The sequence below is a fragment of the Pseudomonas mandelii genome (genome assembly GCF_900106065.1).
GTDB classification, from domain to species: Bacteria; Pseudomonadota; Gammaproteobacteria; order Pseudomonadales; family Pseudomonadaceae; genus Aquipseudomonas; species Aquipseudomonas mandelii.
This window is the reverse complement of sequence record NZ_LT629796.1, coordinates 1,424,776-1,443,958: the sequence shown is the minus strand read 5'-3', so window position 1 is coordinate 1,443,958 and position 19,183 is coordinate 1,424,776. Positions and strand designations below refer to the sequence as shown.

Below are 19,183 nucleotides of genomic sequence, written 5' to 3'. Positions count from 1 at the left end.
CCGTGAGCCTCAGTACGGTGATGGCGGGAGCGCCGACTCGCGGCGCAGTTTATCGCCGGCCGGGTTGACGGCCTCGCGCAGAAACCCGAATCCGCTGCGCCGGTCGAGGCGGAACAGCGTATTGGTGACGTAGACATCGTCACGGACGCCCACCACCTCCACCACTTCACTGACGCAGCGTCGACCATCGGGCATGCGCGTCAACTGGATGATCACGTCCAGTGCCGCGCAGATCATTTGCCGCAAGGTCTTTTCGGCAATGACGCGACCGGTCAGGCCGACCAGGGTTTCCAGGCGCAGCAGCGCATCCTGGGCGTTGTTGGCGTGCACGGTGCTCATCGAACCGTCGTGGCCGGTGTTCATGGCGGTGAGCACGTCGAGCACTTCGACACCGCGAATTTCGCCGAGGATGATCCGGTCCGGGCGCATCCGCAGGGCGTTGCGGATCAAGTCGCTGGACTTCACTTCACCGTGGCCCTCGGCATTGGGAGGACGGGTTTCCAGGCGCACGACATGCGGGTGGCCGAGTTGCAATTCGGCGACATCTTCGATGGTCACCAGCCGCTCGTGTGGGTTGATCAACTGGCTGAGAATATTCAACAGCGTGGTTTTACCGGTGCCGGTGCCGCCGCTGATCAAGACGTTGCAGCGCTTGCCCACGGCTTCCTGGAGGAAATCGAAGATCGGCTGATCGATGGTTTGCATCGTCACCAGATCGTTGCTCTTGAGCATGTCCTTGCGAAATTTACGAATTGACAGGCAGGGGCCGTCGAGGGCGATCGGTGGAATGATCGCGTTGACCCGGCTGCCATCCGGCAGGCGAGCATCGACCATCGGCGAAGACTCATCGAGCCGCCGACCCAGTGGTGCGAGAATCCGTTGCATGACGCGTTCGACGTGGTGCGCATCAATGAAGCGCAAGTCACTTTGATGCAGCACACCGTCGCGCTCGATGAATACCCGGTGCGGGCCGTTGACCAGGATCTCGGTCACCGCCGGATCGCGCAGCAGCACTTCAAGCGGACCGAAACCGGTGAGTTCGTCGACCAGTTCTTCGGCCAGTCGCTCCATTTCATAACGGGAAATCGCCAGGTGCAGTCGCGCAATGTACTCAGCCACTTTGTCGGTGACGAATTGCGAAAGTACCTGGCGCGAACCCTCCAGCAGGTTTTTTCCGGACTCTTCGATGGCGTCGATGATGAAACGGTGCAACACCAGTTTCAGGCCTTCATGGTCGGCGTTGGCGCTCGAAGCGCGTTGCGGCGCACCGAACAGTTTTTCACTGCTCATTGCGCACCTCGAAGCCGGTTGAACCAACCGGTCCTGGGTTTGGCCAAGGCTTCGGAGCGCTTGGCCAGACATTCACCGAGGGCCCGCAGGCCTTGGCTCAGGCCTTCGCGAGGGGCTAGTTCGAACAGGCTGACGCCCTGATTCTTGGCGTTGAGCCGCACTTCCGGGCTGTAGGCGAGGGTGGCGATGATCTCCATGCCGAAACTTTTACCCAGGGTTTCCGAGTCCGGCGCGACGTGGCGCAAGTAGCGGTCGATGAGCAATCTGGCGTGGTCAAGCTTCATGCCTTTCTCCCGCCACAGATTCAGCAGCGCGAGGTTGCGGCGACAGTCGAGCACGTTCTGATCGGTGTACCAGAGCAGCTTGTCGCAATGGCTGATAAATGTGCGCAGTGCCTCGCTGTCCGGCTGACCGGTGAGGTTCACCACAATGTGCTGGAAGTGTTGGCGCAGGGCGCTGAGCAGCATGTACAGCTCGGCGGCGCTGGTGTGTTCCAGCGGTTCGTCGTGACTGGCGTACGCCAGAATCCGCAGTCCGTCACCGTCGCTGGTGAACGCACTGTCGATCAGCGTTGCGTCCAGCCGCCGCAAATGGCGCAGGGCATCGCCGAAGTGAAACGAGCTCTCCAGGCCGAGCAGGGCCAGGCTGTCGCCGCGTGGCAGGCCGAGGTCGAGCAGCAAGGTTTGCTGTCCGCTCTTTTGCACCACCTGCGCCATATGGTTGGCGAGCAGCGCGCCGTCTGCACTGCTTTGCACGCCATATAGCACGGTCAGGCCACCCAGGTGGGTATTTGGAGCCACCGGTGGCAGGCGTTTACTGAGACGCCGCACCAGCCCCGCGACTTCGCTGGAGCGCGAGCCATACGCGACGAAATCCCGGGCGCCGGCCCGCATCGCGTTGAGCACGAGCTGGTTGTCCATGCCGTCGCCCAGCGCGACGATGGCCAGCATCGGTTTGGCTTCAAGTGCACCCTCGATCAAGGTGCTCTGCGCCACCACATGTTCGCGATCCAGCCCCACGAACACCAGGCTGGCGAAGGTCACGTCGACCAGCGTCAGCAGTTCGTCGAGGCTGCCGCCACCGGCACTGACGACCTGGCCCAACGGGGCGAGGGCGCCTTGCAGCCATTCAAGGTCGGTGGGGTTGCGGGTGATTGCCAGGAAGGTCTGGCTCAGGTTCTGGCTCATTGCGATAACCCGCTGCGTTTATCGAAGTTGCCGTTTTCGAGGAAGTACATGCGATAGAAACCGGGGTCGTAGTTGCGCAGTTGTTCACCGGGCAGCGACGGTAATTTCGCGTTGGCCGCCAACGGCTGCACCAAGTGCGGCGTGACGATCATCAGCAGTTCGCGCTCCTCGCGCTTGATCGATGAACTGCGGAAAAACGCACCGAGTATCGGGATGTCGCCAAGACCGGGAAATTTGTCGACCTGCGAGGCGTTTTGCGTGCTGATCAAACCGCTGATGACGAAACTTTCGCCATCGGCCAGGGAGATGCTGGTGTCAGTGCGGCGGATGGTAAGCGCCGGGACTGTGGTGCCGCCGATGGTGACGCCGTTGTTGTAATCCAGCTCACTGACTTCCGGCGCCACTTTCAGGGCGATGCGTTGGTTGCTGACGACGGTCGGCGTGAGTGTCAGGCGAATGCCGAATTCCTTGTATTCGATCGAGTAGCTGTTGCTGTTGGCGCTGGGCACCGGAATCGGGATTTCACCGCCGGCCAGAAAGCTCGCGCTCTGCCCGCTGATCGCCACCAGGCTCGGCCGCGCCAGGGTGTAGGCGAAGCCGCTGCCTTCCATGGCGTTGATGATGGCGAGGAAATTACCGCCGCCGGCGACGATGTTGTACATGTCGTTGGCCAGCGGAATGCTTGGCACGGCAATGCGTGGATCGATGTTGCGCAGCGGCAGCACACGCGGTGTGACTGCCGTATTGGGCACGGTGCCGGGTGAGCCGAACAGGAAGTTCGAGTTTTTACCGTAGATCGAGGTGCTGGCCTCTTTCAGTTTGGTCCGGCTGACCTCGACGAAGCGAATATCGGTCTGCACTTGCGACGCCAGCATCGGGTCTTCGGAGGGCATCGACGCCGCGCCGGTCATCGCTGCTGTGGCCCGGCCCTGAACGAACACCATGCTTTGGCGCGGTGTGCTGGCGCAGGCGGTCCAGACCATCAGGCTGGTGGCGCCCGGCGCCATGCCGGTGAGCAGAAACGCCTGATTGCCGTTGACGCGCACGTCGGCGATTTTCGGATCGCCCACGGCCAGTCGCGTGATCGCTACCGGCGATTGCAGTTCCTGCTGCAACCCTTCACCGACTTCCAGCACCGCCGGCAGGGGCCCTAATGCAGAGCAATTGCCCGCGGCGGCGAATGTCATGTCGAGCGGTTGAACGCCCAGCAAGGAGACACAGAGCAGGCCTTGGAACATGGACATGGAACGTCTGCGCATTTAAAGGCGTCCTTGCTCGACTCAGGGGGTTTGTTGGGAGATTTGGTTGCCGCGAATGACTTCCACGCCTGATTTGCGCGGTGCCGTGCTGCCGAGGGTAAGTGCTTTGGGGGGGCCGACGAGGGCCAGTTGGCTGAACTGCACCAGGTCGCGATCAGCCCGGGCAAGGTGGGCGTTTGAATCGTTTTCGCCGGCCCAATATTGCGCCAGGCGTTTCTCTTCGGCACTGCGCACGGCCAGGCGCAGCACCCCGGCCTGGGTCGCCAGCATCAGCCGGCTCAGCAGCGACTCGGGCACGGCGAGCACCACCGAACGGGCGTTGGTGCGCTGTGGGTCCTGCTTGAGTTGTTCTTCGTTGCTGCGCACCGGTTTGGCCGGGCGCCCATCGTTGGTCAGTCCCAGCTGTTCGCCGACGCCGAGCACCCGCAACGCGGGGATGACGACCTGAGCCGACGGCTGAACGTTGTTGGCGTCTGCACGCAGAAACAGCATCACGTCGACATAATCGCCAGGGCTCAGTTGCCCGCCGGCATTGATCACTTCATCCACCGCGACGGCGAGCGCACGTTCATCGGGCCGGATCATTCGCGACAATGCACTGCCGGCTTCGAAGCTTTCAGCGTTGAGCCAGGTGCCTGCGGTCAGTGCGCGCCACGGCGTGCGACCAATGGCCTGATCGAGTCTGGTCAGACTGCCGGCCGGGGCGGTGCGCAGTTTTTCCAGGGTCACGTCGGCGGCGGTGATTTGAACGAAGGGCGCCACATCGCGCAGCAGCACGACAACGGGTTGACGGGTGGGATCGTCTACCGGCGCAGGTGCCGGAACAGGTGCGGTGGCGACAGCGTTCGGCGGTGTGACGGGGTCGGGGGCCGGTTGTCGACTCAGTGTCAGCCCCCAATAACCGGCAATGATGGCACCCACCAGAAAAAAACCGGCCAGACCCATGGTGACTCGGCTGTTCATCACGGCTCTCCCTTTCCTGCTGCTTGATGACTCGTAAGGTCCAACGAGATAACTTCGCAATCAGGCAGCTTTGACCTTCTAACTATTTCGCTATTTGACGTTAGCGCAGGTAGATCAAAATGCCATTACTCCTTGGAAAATATCTAACGAAAGTAAGAGGCTATCGTGCCAAACCTGGTTTTTTGGCGTCGATTGGCCGGTTAATACTTAAGTATTAATACGTTCTTACAGTTGTTGGTAAGGGAAATGCCGACAATGCTGATGCTGGCACAGGGGAATCATGTTGCGGCCATGCAACACCCGGCACCCTCCAAGGAGAAAACGTCATGTCCCTCACTCAGTTTGTTCAGCGGCTGAAGTCTGAAGTCGTCTTCTACATCAACCTGGCGAAAGACACCGAAGGGGCTTCGGGTATTGAGTACGCCATTATCGCGGGGATGGCGGCGGTCGCGCTGGCAGCCTTCATGACGCCGATCTCGGGTTCGATTACTTCGATCTTCACCAGTATCAAGGCGGTACTGCCGGCGGCGGCGCCTTGATCGATGCCGTTTGCCAACGGGCCTGAGTAGTTCTAACGTCAGCGCTTAGTCCAACGCAGGAAAACCCTATGAACGCTCTCGCATTCCCACGCCAACAACTCCTTCTGGTCGATGACGAAGAGGATGCGTTGCTGGAACTGGCGGAACTGCTTGAGGGTGAGGGCTTCAATTGCTTTACCGCAACCTCGGTCAAACTCGCTCTGAATCATTTGACCCGCCATCCTGATATCGCCCTGGTGATCACCGATCTGCGCATGCCGGAGGAAAGCGGCATGTCGCTGATCAAACGGCTGCGCGAGCACACCTCCCGCCAGCATTTACCCGTGATCGTGACATCCGGCCATGCAGACATGGAGGATGTCAGCGACATGCTGCGCTTGCAGGTGCTCGACCTGTTCCGCAAGCCGATCTATCACGTGCGGTTGCTGGAGACACTCAATAACCTGTTTCCGCAGCCAAGCGCGCACTTCAATCACTGAGCCAGCCCTTTTCGCGAGCAGGCTCACTGCCTCAGACAACTCGCAAACGCGGTCCCCTGCAGGCGCGAACCTGCTCGCAACGGCGATTTCACAGATGATCAACCGGTTCAGGCAATCGGCCGCCAATGTCCCACCATATGTTCAAGATCCCCCGCCCCCAGCAGCTGGAAATCCCCACTGGACCCCGCCGCGCTGGCCAGCAATGTCACCTCACTCGGCAACCGCACCGGTTTCCTGAACTGCACCGCCATCTCGACATTCGCCGTGGGCAGATGCTCACTCAACGCTGCCAATGTCCGGGCCTTGTTCCACAACCCATGAGCAATGGCCGTCGGAAAACCAAACAGCTTGGCGCTCGCGGCACTCAGGTGAATCGGGTTGTAGTCCCCGGATACTTTTGCGTACTGCCGGCCGATGTCCGCCGGCGCATTCCAGCGAGCCACTTGCGTCATCTCCAGGGTTGATGCCAACACGTCCTCGACCGGTTCGCCTTCGAGCTTGACCCCGCGGCACAGCATCTGGCTTTCAGCTTCCCACAACGGCCCCAACTGATCGTCAAGCGACGTCACCAGATCGAACGTCGCACCCTTGGCATGGGGTTGCAGGTTCTGCACCTGCACGCTGACCCGAACGCGGTTGACCCCACCCATGGGGCGCAATACACGAATGCGATTGCTCAGGTGAATCAGCCCCAGCAGCGGGAACGGAAAGTCCTTGGCCGTGAGCAATTGCATCTGCAAGGCAAACGCCAGGATGTGTGGATAGGTCGGCGGCAGCAAACCGTTATCGGCAAAACCACAGACCTTGCGATACGCCGCCAGGCGTTTCGGATCGACCTCGAGCCAGCAGCGCAATCCCGTGTCGGGCAGCGTGGTGCCGGTGATTTTGCGCCGTGTTGCCGCCTTCACGTACAGCCCCGTCAGGCTCGGTTCGCGGTTGAGGGTGTGCCAATCGGTGATCATGTTCATGCCCCCAGGACGCTTTGGCCGCAGACTCGCAACGCTTGCCCGGTGAACGCGCCGGTCCCCGGCTGAGCGAGCCACGCGACGGCTTCGGCAACGTCTTGTGGCAGGCCGCCCTGGCCCAAAGAACTCATACGTCGCCCGGCCTCACGGATGCCGAACGGCAGGTGCGCGGTCATCTGGGTTTCGATGAACCCCGGCGCCACCGCATTGATGCTGATGCCGCGTTGACTCAGCAGCGGCGCCCAGGCCTGGGCCAGACCGATCAGCCCGGCCTTGCTCGCCGCGTAATTGGTCTGCCCGCGATTGCCGGCGATGCCGCTGATGGACGCCAACAGAATCACCCGCCCGTTGTCATGCAAGGCGCCGCTGTCGAGCAGGGCCTTGGTCAGCACTTGCGGCGCGTTGAGGTTGACGGCGAGCACCGCGTCCCAGAATTCGGGGGTCATGTTGGCCAGGGTTTTGTCGCGGGTGATGCCGGCATTGTGGACCACGATGTCGACGCCGTCGGGCAGCAGTTCGATCAACTGCGCGGCGGCGTCTTCGGCGCAGATGTCCAGGGTGATGCTGCGCCCGCCGAGGCGCGCAGCGAGTGCATCGAGGTCGGTTTTGGCCACAGGTACGTCAAGCAGGATGACCTCGGCTCCGTCACGGGCCAGGGTTTCGGCGATGGAAGCGCCAATGCCGCGCGCGGCACCCGTGACCAGCGCCTTGCGCCCGGCCAGTGGGCGAGTCCAGTCCGACACCTGCGTATCGCAAGCCTTCAAACGAACCACCTGGCCTGACACAAACGCACTTTTGGGCGAGAGGAAAAACCGTAGCGGCCCTTCGAGTTGATCCTCGGCGCCGTCACCGACATAGATCAGCTGCAAGGTGCCGCCGCTGCGCAATTCCTTGGCCAGCGAGCGACTGAAACCTTCCAACGCACGCTGTGCGCTGGTGGCGAACGGGTCGGTCAACGTCTCTGGCGCACGCCCCAGAATCACCAGGTGCGCGCTGTGATCGAGGTTCTTGATCAGCGGCTGGAAGAACTCGCGCAGCTGTTTGAGCTGATCGGTCTGCATCAGGTCACTGGCGTCGAACACCACGGCTTTGAGCTTGGGGCCGTGGCCGGGAATCCACGCGGTGGCCAGCGAGGGGTCAGTGCCGTAGCTGTAGATCGCATCGGTCAGGCGATTGGCAAAAGCGCTGACTTTCTCTGTCAGCGGGCCGCCGCCAATCAACAGCGCCCCTTCGACAGGCCGCAGTCGGCCTGCTTGCCACCGCTCCAGGCGTACCGGAGACGGCAGTCCCATGGCCCCGACCAGACGATGGCCGATGGAGGAATTGGCGAAGTCGATATAACGGTCAGACATGGAACGCACTCCGGCAGCTGGGGTTCAAAGTGTGGACCACGAATGGCAATCAGTCGTTCGATCCACGATATAAGGCCTACGCTTGAACAGTGTAGGAGCGAAGCTTGCTCGCGAAGACGATGTTTCATTCAGAGGAGATATTGAATGTGCCGGCGCCTTCGCGAGCAAGCTTCGCTCCTGCAGGGCCGGTGTTTACATCTGATTTTTTGACAGGAGCTTTTCATGACCCAGCTGCGCCGCGTCGCGATTATTGGCGGTAACCGAATCCCCTTCGCCCGCTCCAACGGGCCTTACGCCACCGCCAGTAACCAGGCGATGCTCACCGCAGCGCTCGAAGGCCTGATCGAACGCTACAACCTGCATGGCCTGCGGATCGGCGAAGTGGTCGCGGGGGCGGTCCTCAAGCTGTCCCGAGACATGAACCTGACGCGCGAGTGTGTGCTCGGTTCACGGTTGTCCCCCGGCACCCCGGCCTATGACATTCAGCAGGCGTGCGGCACGGGCCTTGAAGCGGCGTTGCTGGTGGCGAACAAGATTGCTTTGGGACAGATCGAGTGCGGCATTGCCGGTGGCGTCGATACCACCTCGGATGCGCCGATCGGCGTCAGTGAAGGTTTGCGCAGGGTGCTGCTGCAAGCCAATCGCGCCAAGACCACCGGCGACAAACTGAAAACCTTTCTGCAGCTGCGTCCCCGGGACTTGATACCGGAGTTCCCGCGCAACGGCGAACCGCGCACCGGTTTGTCCATGGGCCAGCACTGCGAGTTGATGGCCCAAACCTGGAACATCCCCCGCGAAGAACAGGATCAGCTGGCGCTGGAGAGCCATCGGAACCTGGCCGCGTCCTACGCCGAAGGCTGGCACAACGACCTGATGACACCGTTCCTCGGCCTGACCCGCGACAACAACCTGCGCCCGGACCTGACCCTGGAAAAACTCGCCTCGCTGAAACCGGCCTTCGAGAAAAGCGCCAAGGGCACGATGACGGCGGGCAACTCCACGCCGCTCACCGATGGCGCGTCGCTGGTACTGTTGGGCAGTGAAGAATGGGCGAAGGAGCGTGGCTTGCCGATCCTCGCCTATTTGCGTGACGGCGAGGCCGCGGCAGTGGATTTCGTCAACGGCGCCGAAGGGCTGTTGATGGCGCCGGTGTACGCGGTGCCCCGTTTGCTGGCGCGCAATGGCCTGACCTTGCAGGACTTCGATTACTACGAAATCCACGAAGCCTTCGCCGCGCAGGTGCTCTGCACGTTGAAGGCCTGGGAAGATCCGGAGTATTGCAAAACCCGTCTCGGCCTCGATGCGCCGCTGGGCTCCATCGACCGCAGCCGCCTCAACGTCAAAGGCAGTTCACTGGCGGCCGGGCATCCGTTTGCCGCGACCGGCGGGCGCATCGTCGCCAACCTGGCGAAGTTGCTCGACGCGGCGGGCAAGGGCCGAGGCCTGATCTCGATCTGCGCCGCTGGCGGCCAAGGGGTGACGGCGATTATCGAGCGCTGATCAGTTCGGCGTTCTGCTGCGCGACGCGTTCACGGTTGCGGTTGGCGTAGCTCTCGGCCATCACCGAGCAGACGATCAACTGCAACGGGTGATAAATCATGATCGGCAGCAGAATCAGGCCCAGGCCAGGGTTGGCGCCGAAGATCAGCGCCGCCATCGGCGCACCGGCCGCGAGGGATTTTTTGCTGGCGCAGAACACCGCAGCGATCTCATCCGCCGGGCTGAATTTCAGTGCGCGAGCGGTGCGGGTAGTCATCCACAGGATGACCGCCAGCAGGATCACGCTGCCGATCAGTGCGCTGAGAATTACGCCGTTGCCCTGTTGTTGCCACATCCCCGAGACCATCGAGTTGCAGAACGCCGAGTACACCAGCAACAGAATCACCAGCTTGTCGACGATGTTGGTGTAGCGCTTGTGGCGGGCGAAGAACTTGCCGAACATCGGCCGCAACAGTTGGCCGAGCACCAGCGGCAACAGCAACATGGCGCAGAGGTCGAGCAGCGTCGAGCCCAGATCGATGCCGCCAGCACCGCTGCCGACCACCAGGCTTACCAGCAACGGCGTCAGGAATATCCCCAGCACGCTGGACAGACTCGCATTGAGAATCGCCGCCGGCACGTTGCCGCCCGCGCTGCCAGTCAGGGCCACAGACGACGAAATGGTCGACGGCAGGGCGCAGAGGTAGAAGAAGCCAAGCATCAACAGCGAAGGCACGTGCGACCCCAGCAGCTTGTCGCTCAGCAACCAGATCAACGGGAACACCATGAAGGTGAAACCCTGGACCATCACGTGCAGCTTCCAGTTCTTCAGGCCATGGCTGATCTGCTCGCTGGAGAGATTGACCCCGTGCAGGAAGAACACGAGGAACACGCCGATGTTGATCACATATTCCGCGTGCATCCCACCACCTGTGGCGCCGAAGACCGGGAAGAAATACGCCAGCAGCGTGGCGATCAGCATGCCGCACAAGAACCAGTCGGTGACCACGCGTTTGAGGTGTTTGAAGGCATGCATAACGGCCACCGAATACATTTGTAAGAATTGATGACTTAGCCTAACGTCGGCCCTATCTGCCGTCTTGCGACATAAGGCCAATCAATGCCGGCTAACGGACAACTTTCCCTCGAACGGGCCATTCCGACGCTGAAGGCGCTACCGCGTCCGCTGTTCGCTCGGGCGGAAAGTCTGAATGCCGGGTCGTGGACGCCACCTCATCGCCACGATTGGGTGCAGTTTTCCTACGCCATCAGCGGCGTTCTCGGCGTGCACACGGCTGAGGGCAGTTTCTTTGCGCCGCCGCAGTGGGGGATCTGGATTCCGGCGGACCTCGAACACCAAGTGGTGACCTCGATGCGCGCCGAAATGCGCAGCCTTTACGTGCGCCGCGAGGACTGTGAGTGGGCCGACGGGCGTTGTCGGGTGCTGGAAGTCACGCCGCTGGCCCGGGAGCTGATCAAGCGTTTTTGCTTGCTGCCGGTGGAGTATCCGCAGGGCGATAGCCCGGAAACGCGGCTGGTGAATGTGCTGCTGGATCAGTTGGCGAATCTGCCGGAGGTGGGGTTTTCCCTGCCGTTGCCGCGTCATGAACGGCTGCTCGGGTTGTGCAATGAGCTGATCGAACGTCCGGAGCTCAGTGTGACGTTGCAGGAATGGGCGCAACGCCTGGGCACCTCGGAAAAGACGCTGATGCGCTTGTTCCAGCGCGAGACCGGGCTGAGCTTTCGCGGGTGGCGACAGCGAATGCGGTTGCTGTCGTCGCTGAGTTTGCTGGAGGAGGGCGACAGCGTGACCCATGCCGCGCTGTCTTGTGGGTATGACTCGACGTCGGCGTTTATTGCGGCGTTCAAGGGGTTGTTCGGCTTCACACCCGGTGAATTGTTCAAACAGTAATTGTGGCGAGGGAGCTTGCTCCCGCTGGAGCGCGAAGCGGTCCCAATCCAGTAAACACGCTGTATCAGGTATTCCGTGTTTACCGGTTTGCGACCGCTTCGCGGCCGAGCGGGAGCAAGCGCCCTCGCCACAGGTATCGGTTTTCGACCCGTTAGATCAGCGACCTCAGGTCCTGAAGCGACGAACCAACCCGTCCAGTTCATTCGACAACCCGGCCAGGCTCTGCGAGTCCAGGCGCGCCGAGTTCGCCAGTTCTGCCACCAACTGCGCGTCGCCATGGATCTGGCTGATGTGCCGGTTGATGTCTTCGGCCACCTGATGCTGTTCTTCCGCCGCCGTGGCGATCTGCGTGTTCATGTCGCGAATCACATCCACCGACTCACGAATCAGCCCGAAACTGCTGCGCGCTTCACCGATGCGGGTCACCGATTGTTGCGACACTTCCAGGCTCGCATGCATCTGTTGAGTCACTTGGCTGGTGCGCTTGGCCAGGTTGCCCAGCAAGCCATCGATTTCCGCCGTGGAATCCGCCGTGCGTTTGGCCAGTGCCCGGACTTCATCCGCCACCACTGCAAACCCGCGACCTTGCTCACCGGCCCGTGCAGCCTCAATGGCGGCGTTCAGGGCCAGCAGGTTGGTCTGTTCGGCAATCGAGCGAATGGTCCCCAGGATCGACTGGATGTCGTTGCTGTCGCGTTCGAGCTGTTGCATCGACTGCGCCGACTGTTCGATTTCCTGGCTCAGGCGATCAACGCTGGTCACGGCCGCATCAATCTGTTGCTGACCTTGACGCGCCTGGCGCTGGCCACTGTCGGCGGATTCTGCCGCCTGGCTGCATGAGCGCGCGACTTCGTTGGCGGTGGCGACCATTTCATGGAACGCCGTGGACACCATGTCCACCGCCTCACGCTGGCGCCCGGCGGCTTCAGCCATGTCGCTGGAAACCTGAGTCGAGCTCTTCGAGGTGGCGAGAATCTTGGTCGCGGCACCGCCGATGCTTTGGATCAGGTTACGAATCGCCGTCAGGAACTGATTGAACCAGTTGGCCAGTTGCGCGGTTTCGTCGCTGCCACGGATTTCCAGGTTTTTGGTCAGGTCGCCTTCACCTTGGGCGATGCCTTCCAGGCCGCTGGCCACGCTGCGGATCGGTCGCACGATGACACTGGCGAAACTGGCGCCAATGATGGCGAAGAACACTGCCAGAACGGCGGCGATGATTGCGATCAGCCAAGTCAGTTGAGTCGCGGAGCTCATCACATCGTTTTGCTTGATCAGGCCGATAAAGGTCCAGCCCAGTTGCTCCGACGGCCAGACGTTGGCCATGTAGCGTTCGCCGTTCAACTCGACTTCCACCAGGCCTTTGCCGGCCTTGGCCAGTTGCGCATAACCTTCGCCGAGGCTGCTCAGGGCTTTGAAGTTGTGTTCCGGTTGTTTCGGATCGACCAGCACGGTGCCGGTGTTTTCCAGCAGCATCAGGTAGCCGGTTTCACCCAGTTTGATCTGCTTGACGATCTCGGTGAGCTGCTTGAGCGTCACGTCGATACTGACCACGCCGCCGTTGGTGCCCAATTGGTTGTCGATGGTGCGCACGGTGCTGACGTAGGTCGCATCGTCCTGGGCCCAGTAATAGGCCTCGGTGCGAAATGGTTTGCCCGGCTTGGCCTGGGCCGCCTTGTACCAGGGGCGCTGGCGCGGGTCGTAATTGTTCAGCTTCGCGTCGTCCGGCCAGGACACGTAACCGCCCGCCGCAGTGCCGAGGATGGCATAGGCGTAGGACGGATGGCTGTTGCCCAGGTCCTGCAGGAGGCTGAAGACCTTTTTGTCCATCTCGCCTTGGGGAATGCTCTCGGCGTTGGCGCTCATGTAGGTCTTGAGGCTGTCGTCGGAGTTCTTGATCAGCGGTTGTCTGGCCAGGTAGTCGACGTTCTGGCTGATGCCGTCGAAGAACAATTGCATGGCGTTGCTGACCTGACGAATTTCACGACCACTGCTGTCGACGAAATTCTCCTTGGCGTCACTGCGCAGATTCAGCACCACGAGGGTGGCGACCAGCACCACGGGCAGGCAGGCGATGATTGCAAACGCCCAGGTCAACTTCTGTTTGATGTTCATCCGCGCTCCAGATTTTTCTTGTAGGCCCACGCAGTGCAGATGACTCGCGGATTATTGGCAGCCGTAAACGTATTTGATCAACCCGGATCCCTGAGCGCGCCATCGTTTTTGTAGTCGGAACGATTGTCGGACAAATCACTCTGTCACTGAGGACTTCGGCTGAATTAATGGGAAATTGAGGCTTGGTGAGAAATATCCTACGAAGGGTGTGAATTAAGGTGTCAGCTTCTGTCGCAAATGCCCTCGCACCCCTTCGCCACACAGTGGTGCAGGCTCAGCTATGATCTCGGGCGGCCGATGACGACCGAAAGGAGTTGGCCGATTAATTCGGCACATTGTGTGCATCACGACGTTCATAGGTCGGCAACCCCTCCCCCGAACGAGTGGATTGCCGTATAACGAAAGACTTTCGCGTGTTTGGTAATAAAGGACCCACAATAAAAGCTGATGAAGACTCCAAAACGCATTGAACCCCTGATCGAGGACGGTCTGGTCGACGAGGTGCTGCGCCCACTCATGAGTGGTAAAGAAGCAGCTGTTTATGTGGTGCGCTGCGGTAACGAGCTACGTTGCGCGAAGGTCTACAAGGAGGCGAATAAACGCAGTTTCCGTCAGGCGGCCGAATATCAGGAAGGCCGCAAGGTGCGCAACAGCCGCCAGGCTCGAGCGATGGCCAAAGGCTCGAAATTCGGCAAGAAAGAAACCGAAGACGCCTGGCAGAACGCCGAAGTGGCGGCGCTGTTCCGTCTGGCCGGTGCCGGTGTTCGGGTGCCCAAGCCGTATGACTTCCTCGAAGGCGTACTGCTCATGGAGCTGGTGGCCGACGAGTACGGCGATGCCGCGCCGCGTCTGAACGACGTGGTGCTGGAGCCGGACCAGGCGCGCGAATATCACGCGTTCCTGATTTCGCAGATCGTGCTGATGCTGTGTACCGGTCTGGTGCACGGTGACCTGTCCGAGTTCAACGTGCTGTTGACTCCGACGGGCCCGGTGATCATCGACTTGCCGCAAGCGGTAGACGCGGCGGGCAACAACCACGCGTTCAGCATGCTGGAGCGGGACGTGGGCAACATGGCGTCTTACTTCGGCCGGTTTGCGCCAGAGTTGAAAAAGACCAAATACGCCAAGGAAATGTGGGCGCTGTACGAAGCCGGCACCTTGCACCCGGCCAGCGTGTTGACGGGCGAGTTCGACGAACCGGAAGAATTGGCCGACGTCGGCGGTGTCATACGCGAAATCGAGGCGGCACGCCTGGATGAAGAGCGTAAACAGGCGGTGCGCGCGGCAGATGACGCGCCACCGGGCAAAACCGAAGAACCGCCTCCACCGTGGATGCAGTGATCGGTTGACGAAAACCCGGCTTCGGCCGGGTTTTTTGTAAATGCTGATCCCTAAACACTGGAGATCATTTGTGGGAGTGAGCCTGCTCGCGCCTACAGTGGATTGTTCCCTGCGACTCCCACACTCAAGGACTGAATGTGAACCCCTCCACCCGCAATGCCCAGCTGATCATCGCGGCCCGTCTGGTCTCGGACTTCGGCGCCTTTCTCAACATGGTCGCCCTGGCCACTTACGTCTACCTGCTCAGCAACAGCGCCATGAGCGTTGGCATTTTCCTCGCCAGCCGGGTGGGCGGAGGGGTTTTCGCCAGCTTGATCGGCACCTCGTTCTATCGCCGCTGGGCCGGGCGCATGCCGCTGATTGCCTTTGATTTGCTGCGCGCAGGGTTGTTGGGCCTGTTGCTGGTGCTGCCGGTCGCCCAGCAAGCGCTGCTTTTACCGTTGATCGCGTTCGGCCTGGGGTTCGGCAACTCAATGTTCGCCATCGGCCTCAACAGCCAGTTGCCGCACCTGATCGAAGGCGAGCACTTGCTCAAGACCAACGCCTGGATCACCTCGGCCTCGTCGGCGGCCATGGTCGGTGGGAGCCTGGTGGCAGGACTGTTGGTGGCGGCCTTCGGCTTTGAAACGGTGTTCGCATTGAACGTGGTCACTTATCTGCTGGCCGCGTTGTTCATCCTGCCGTTGCGGTTTTCCCGACCAGCACCCGATCCCGAACCAACCCAGCCTCGTAGTGAGTGGCACGCTTTGCGCCAAGGCTTGCGCAGTACGCCCGTGGTGGCCGCGATGCTCGCCGTCACCATGGCCGACACCTTGGGCAGCGCGGCGCACAACGTCGGCTTTCCGATCATTTCCCGGCTACTGACGCCCGAGTCGGCCAGCACCACGCTGGGCCTGATGCTGGCCGTCTGGGCGTGCGGAAAGCTGATCGGCGCGCGAATCGCCAGTCGCCTGAAAGGGGCGGACAATGCACACCTGGAGCGGCGATTTTTCTTCGGGGTATTGCTGATGTCCTGCGGTTTTATCCTGATGTTCCAGCAGCAGACCCTCTACGGTTTGCTGTTGTTCTCGTTACCGGCCGGATTGGGTGACGGCTTCTCCGAGGTCGGCCTGATGTCGCGTCTGCAACGTGAACCGGACAGCCTGCGCCTGCCGATCTTCAGCTTGCTGACACTGCTGCAAATGACCGGTTTCGGGGTCGGCATGTTGATCGCCGCGCCGTTCTATTCGTGGTGGACGCCGGGGGCCGTGGTGCTGCTGTTCCACGGCGTTCCCCTGACCACGTTGCTGGTGGTGAAGGTGCTCGCGATCAGGGGCGAACGGGTGACGCGCAGCAGCCCGACTCCAGGTTCTTGAGGATCGGACAATCGGGACGATGGTCGCCCTGACAGTGTTCGACCAGGTCCTGCAGGGTGTCGCGCAACTGACCCAACTCGCGGATCTTCTGGTTCAGCTCGTCGATGTGCTGGCGGGCCAGGGCTTTCACGTCGGCGCTGGCCCGTTGGCGGTCCTGCCAGAGGGTCAGCAACTTTCCCACTTCTTCCAGCGAAAACCCCAAGTCCCGGGAGCGTTTGATGAACGCCAGCGTGTGCAGGTCATCGTCGCCATAAATGCGGTAGCCGCTGTCGGTGCGGTGGGCGGCCTTCAGCAAGCCGATGGACTCGTAATAACGAATCATCTTCGCGCTCAGGCCGCTGTGCCGCGCTGCTTGGCCGATGTTCATCGATTGTCCTCCAGGTCCTTGGGTTTCCAGGTTTTCAACAGTAACGCATTGCTCACCACGCTGACGCTGGACAGCGCCATCGCCGCGCCGGCCAGCACCGGATTGAGGAAGCCGAACGCAGCCAGCGGAATGCCGATCAGGTTATAGACGAACGCCCAGAACAGGTTTTGCCGGATCTTTGCGTAGGTCTTGCGGCTGATTTCCAGCGCGGCGGGCACCAGTCGTGGATCGCCGCGCATCAGGGTGATGCCGGCTGCGTGCATGGCAACGTCGGTGCCACCGCCCATGGCGATGCCGATGTCGGCGGCCGCCAGGGCCGGGGCGTCGTTGATGCCGTCGCCGACCATCGCCACCACGCCGGTTTTTTTCAGTTCGGCGACGGTGGCGGCTTTGTCTGCCGGCAAGACTTCGGCGTGGACATTGGTAATGCCCAGCGCTTCGGCAACCACTTTGGCACTGCCGCGGTTGTCGCCGGTCAGCAAGTGGCTGCTGATGTGGCGTGCGCTGAGCTGTTGCACAGCGTGCAGCGCGCCGGGTTTGAGGGTGTCCCCAAACGCGATCAGGCCCAGTACCTTTGGCTCGGGGCTTTGTTCGATCAACCAGGAGAGGGTGCGGCCTTCGGTTTCCCACGCAGTTGCGGAGTCGGCCAGATCCCCTGCGCTCAAACCGCTTTCTTCCAGCAGCCTGCGATTACCCAAGGCCAAACGACGGCTGTCGAGCGTTCCGGCGATGCCGCGACCGGTCAGCGATTGACTGTCGCTAACGTCGGCCACGGTCAAAACCCGTTCGGCGCAGGCGTCCAGAACCGCCTTGGCCAGCGGGTGTTCACTGCCGCGTTGCAGGGCGCCGGCCATTTGCAGCAGGGCGGCTTCGTCACCGTTAGTGGCACTCAGATGAGCGATTCGCGGCGAACCCGAGGTCAGCGTGCCGGTCTTGTCGAACACTACGGCGCTGACTTCATGAGCGCGTTCGAGCGCTTCGGCGTCCTTGATCAGAATCCCATAGCGGGCCGCGACGCCGGTGCCGGCCATGATCGCGGTCGGCGTGGCCAGCCCGAGTGCGCAAGGGCAAGCGATGACCAGCACGGCGACGGCGTTGATCAACGCGGTTTCAATCGGCGCGCCGTACAACCACCAGCCAATCAGCGTCGCCAACGCGATCAACAGAACGGTAGGCACAAATACCTGACTGACTTTATCCACCAGCTTCTGAATCGGCGCTTTGGCGGCTTGGGCGTCTTCGACCAGACGGATGATCCGCGCCAGCACGGTTTCCGCCCCCAACGCTTGAGTGCGAACCAGCAACCGGCCTTCGCCATTGATGGCACCGCCCGTGACCTTGTCACCGGGCTGCTTGGGCACCGGCAGGCTTTCGCCGCTGATCAGCGCTTCGTCGGCGTGGCTCTGGCCTTCGACCACTTCACCGTCCACCGGGAAGCGTTCGCCGGGTTTGACCATGACCAGGTCGTTGAGGCGCAAGGCGCTGATGGCAACGTCCTGCTCGCGGCCGTCGATCACCTGAATGGCGCGTTCCGGGCGCAAGGCTTCGAGGGCGCGGATGGCGCTGGCGGTCTGGCGCTTGGCACGGCTTTCCAGGTATTTGCCCAGCAACACCAAGGCAATCACCACCGCCGAGGCTTCGAAATATAGATGAGGCATGCGCCCGGCCGCCGTGGCCCATTCATAAAGACTCAAGCCATAGCCGGCGCTGGTTCCGAGGGCGACCAGCAAATCCATGTTGCCAGCCCCGGCGCGCACGGCTTTCCAGGCGGCCACATAAAAACGTGCGCCGAAAATGAACTGCACCGGCGTGGCCAGCGCGAATTGCACCCAGGCCGGGAGCATCCAGTGCACGCCAAACGGTTGCAGGAGCATTGGCAACACCAGCGGCAGGGCGAGGGCGATCGCCATGATCAACGCCCAGCGCTCACGGTGCAGGCGCTGCTGTTGCTGATCGGTTTGCGGGTGTTCGACTTCCCAGACGCTGGCGCTGTAACCGGCTTTGGTGACCGCTGCGATCAAGGTTTGCGGATCGATGTGTCCGAGCAGTTCCAGATGCGCCCGTTCGTTCGCCAGGTTGACGCTGACGCTTTTCACCCCGGGCACTTTGGCCAGCGCCCGTTCGACGCGACCGACGCAGGAAGCGCAGGTCATGCCGTCGATGCTCAACTCCAGACTTTGCTGCGGCACGCTGTAGCCGGCCTGCTGCACCGCGTCGATCAAGGCCGGCAGGCTGTCGCCGGGCGCCTGGACCCGCGCCTGCTCGGTGGCGAGGTTGACGCTGACGGCAGAAGCGCCGATGACTTTGCTCAAGGCACGCTCGACACGCCCCGCGCAACTGGCGCAGGTCATGCCGGCAATCGGCAGATCGAACGTAGTGGATTCGGACATCGGTCGCGCTCCCTGTAGAAGATGTCTACAGGATCAACCTTGCCATGCTGGCAAGGTCAAGCGCCATGTCTCAGATCAAAAGACCTGATCGTTCCCACGCTCTGTGTGGAAATGCAGCCGGGACGCTCCGCGTCCCATTTAAAAGCCCAACGCAGAGCGTCCGTTGAAGTGTTTCCCGCCGCAGAGCATGGGA

General features: G+C 61.5%; 16 protein-coding genes and 1 pseudogene. 6 read left to right on the top strand and 11 right to left on the bottom strand.

What is annotated here, in order from left to right; genetic code table 11:
- Positions 1-9 precede the first annotated feature (9 nt).
- The 4 genes from BLU63_RS06610 to cpaB are packed head-to-tail and all read right to left on the bottom strand — an operon-like array spanning position 10 to position 4,699.
- Positions 10-1,290: a CpaF family protein gene (locus BLU63_RS06610; RefSeq protein ID WP_010463832.1), complete on the bottom strand. Its 1,281-nt coding sequence runs from the start codon at positions 1,288-1,290 to the stop codon at positions 10-12.
- Positions 1,287-2,477 carry an AAA family ATPase gene (locus tag BLU63_RS06605; RefSeq protein ID WP_010463831.1) on the bottom strand — a complete coding sequence of 397 codons (1,191 nt, stop codon included), beginning with the start codon at positions 2,475-2,477 and terminating at the stop codon, positions 1,287-1,289. The genes BLU63_RS06610 and BLU63_RS06605 overlap by 4 nt, the downstream gene beginning before the upstream one ends.
- On the bottom strand, positions 2,474-3,736 hold the full coding sequence (locus tag BLU63_RS06600; protein WP_083375126.1) for a type II and III secretion system protein family protein: 1,263 nt from the start codon (positions 3,734-3,736) through the stop codon (positions 2,474-2,476). Before BLU63_RS06600 ends, BLU63_RS06605 begins: the two co-directional genes overlap by 4 nt.
- A 21-nt stretch (positions 3,737-3,757) precedes the next feature.
- Positions 3,758-4,699, bottom strand: coding sequence for a Flp pilus assembly protein CpaB (gene cpaB / locus BLU63_RS06595; RefSeq protein ID WP_083375125.1), 942 nt, complete (start codon positions 4,697-4,699; stop codon positions 3,758-3,760).
- 326 nt (positions 4,700-5,025) lie between these two features.
- Between cpaB and BLU63_RS06590 the strand changes: the two genes are divergently transcribed.
- Both BLU63_RS06590 and BLU63_RS06585 read left to right on the top strand, forming a co-directional pair.
- The gene (locus tag BLU63_RS06590; protein ID WP_083375124.1) at positions 5,026-5,238 is read left to right on the top strand and encodes a Flp family type IVb pilin; all 213 of its coding nucleotides are present in this window, start codon (positions 5,026-5,028) and stop codon (positions 5,236-5,238) included.
- 68 nt (positions 5,239-5,306) lie between these two features.
- Positions 5,307-5,717, top strand: coding sequence for a response regulator (locus BLU63_RS06585; RefSeq protein ID WP_010463827.1), 411 nt, complete (start codon positions 5,307-5,309; stop codon positions 5,715-5,717).
- A gap of 107 nt (positions 5,718-5,824) precedes the next feature.
- Here the strand turns inward: BLU63_RS06585 and BLU63_RS06580 are convergent, their stop codons facing one another.
- Together BLU63_RS06580 and BLU63_RS06575 are read right to left on the bottom strand one after the other, a co-directional pair.
- On the bottom strand, positions 5,825-6,679 hold the full coding sequence (locus BLU63_RS06580; RefSeq protein ID WP_077750225.1) for a MaoC family dehydratase: 855 nt from the start codon (positions 6,677-6,679) through the stop codon (positions 5,825-5,827).
- 2 nt (positions 6,680-6,681) lie between these two features.
- The gene (locus BLU63_RS06575; RefSeq protein WP_083375123.1) at positions 6,682-8,034 is read right to left on the bottom strand and encodes a 3-oxoacyl-ACP reductase; all 1,353 of its coding nucleotides are present in this window, start codon (positions 8,032-8,034) and stop codon (positions 6,682-6,684) included.
- A 222-nt stretch (positions 8,035-8,256) separates the two neighbouring features.
- Here BLU63_RS06575 and BLU63_RS06570 point away from each other — a divergent pair, with 222 nt between their 5' ends.
- Positions 8,257-9,534: an acetyl-CoA C-acetyltransferase gene (locus BLU63_RS06570; RefSeq protein WP_083375122.1), complete on the top strand. Its 1,278-nt coding sequence runs from the start codon at positions 8,257-8,259 to the stop codon at positions 9,532-9,534.
- Here BLU63_RS06570 and BLU63_RS06565 read toward each other — a convergent pair.
- A complete protein-coding gene (locus tag BLU63_RS06565) occupies positions 9,521-10,549 on the bottom strand; it encodes a bile acid:sodium symporter family protein (protein WP_083375121.1) in 1,029 nt (342 codons plus the stop codon). The genes BLU63_RS06570 and BLU63_RS06565 overlap by 14 nt on opposite strands.
- Positions 10,550-10,633: 84 nt before the next feature.
- Here BLU63_RS06565 and BLU63_RS06560 point away from each other — a divergent pair, with 84 nt between their 5' ends.
- Positions 10,634-11,425, top strand: a complete 792-nt coding sequence (locus tag BLU63_RS06560; RefSeq protein ID WP_083375120.1) for an AraC family transcriptional regulator — start codon at positions 10,634-10,636, stop codon at positions 11,423-11,425.
- 165 nt (positions 11,426-11,590) lie between these two features.
- Here the strand turns inward: BLU63_RS06560 and BLU63_RS33715 are convergent, their stop codons facing one another.
- Together BLU63_RS33715 and BLU63_RS33710 are read right to left on the bottom strand one after the other, a co-directional pair.
- On the bottom strand, positions 11,591-12,319 hold the full coding sequence (locus BLU63_RS33715; protein WP_370654461.1) for a methyl-accepting chemotaxis protein: 729 nt from the start codon (positions 12,317-12,319) through the stop codon (positions 11,591-11,593).
- Between the two features lie 129 nt (positions 12,320-12,448).
- Positions 12,449-13,537: pseudogene (locus tag BLU63_RS33710) on the bottom strand (cache domain-containing protein); the annotation flags it as partial.
- A 447-nt stretch (positions 13,538-13,984) separates the two neighbouring features.
- On the opposite strand from BLU63_RS33710, the gene BLU63_RS06550 reads away from it, so the two are divergent.
- Entirely contained in the window at positions 13,985-14,878 is an 894-nt protein-coding gene (locus BLU63_RS06550) for a PA4780 family RIO1-like protein kinase (RefSeq protein WP_010463815.1), read from the top strand.
- Between the two features lie 137 nt (positions 14,879-15,015).
- Positions 15,016-16,233, top strand: a complete 1,218-nt coding sequence (locus tag BLU63_RS06545; RefSeq protein WP_083375119.1) for an MFS transporter — start codon at positions 15,016-15,018, stop codon at positions 16,231-16,233.
- Here BLU63_RS06545 and cueR read toward each other — a convergent pair.
- Both cueR and BLU63_RS06535 read right to left on the bottom strand, forming a co-directional pair.
- A complete protein-coding gene (gene cueR / locus BLU63_RS06540; RefSeq protein WP_010463810.1) occupies positions 16,187-16,600 on the bottom strand; it encodes a Cu(I)-responsive transcriptional regulator in 414 nt (137 codons plus the stop codon). The two genes, BLU63_RS06545 and cueR, sit on opposite strands and share 47 nt — an antisense overlap.
- On the bottom strand, positions 16,597-18,990 hold the full coding sequence (locus tag BLU63_RS06535; protein WP_010463808.1) for a heavy metal translocating P-type ATPase: 2,394 nt from the start codon (positions 18,988-18,990) through the stop codon (positions 16,597-16,599). Before BLU63_RS06535 ends, cueR begins: the two co-directional genes overlap by 4 nt.
- Between the last annotated feature and the right edge of the window lie 193 nt (positions 18,991-19,183).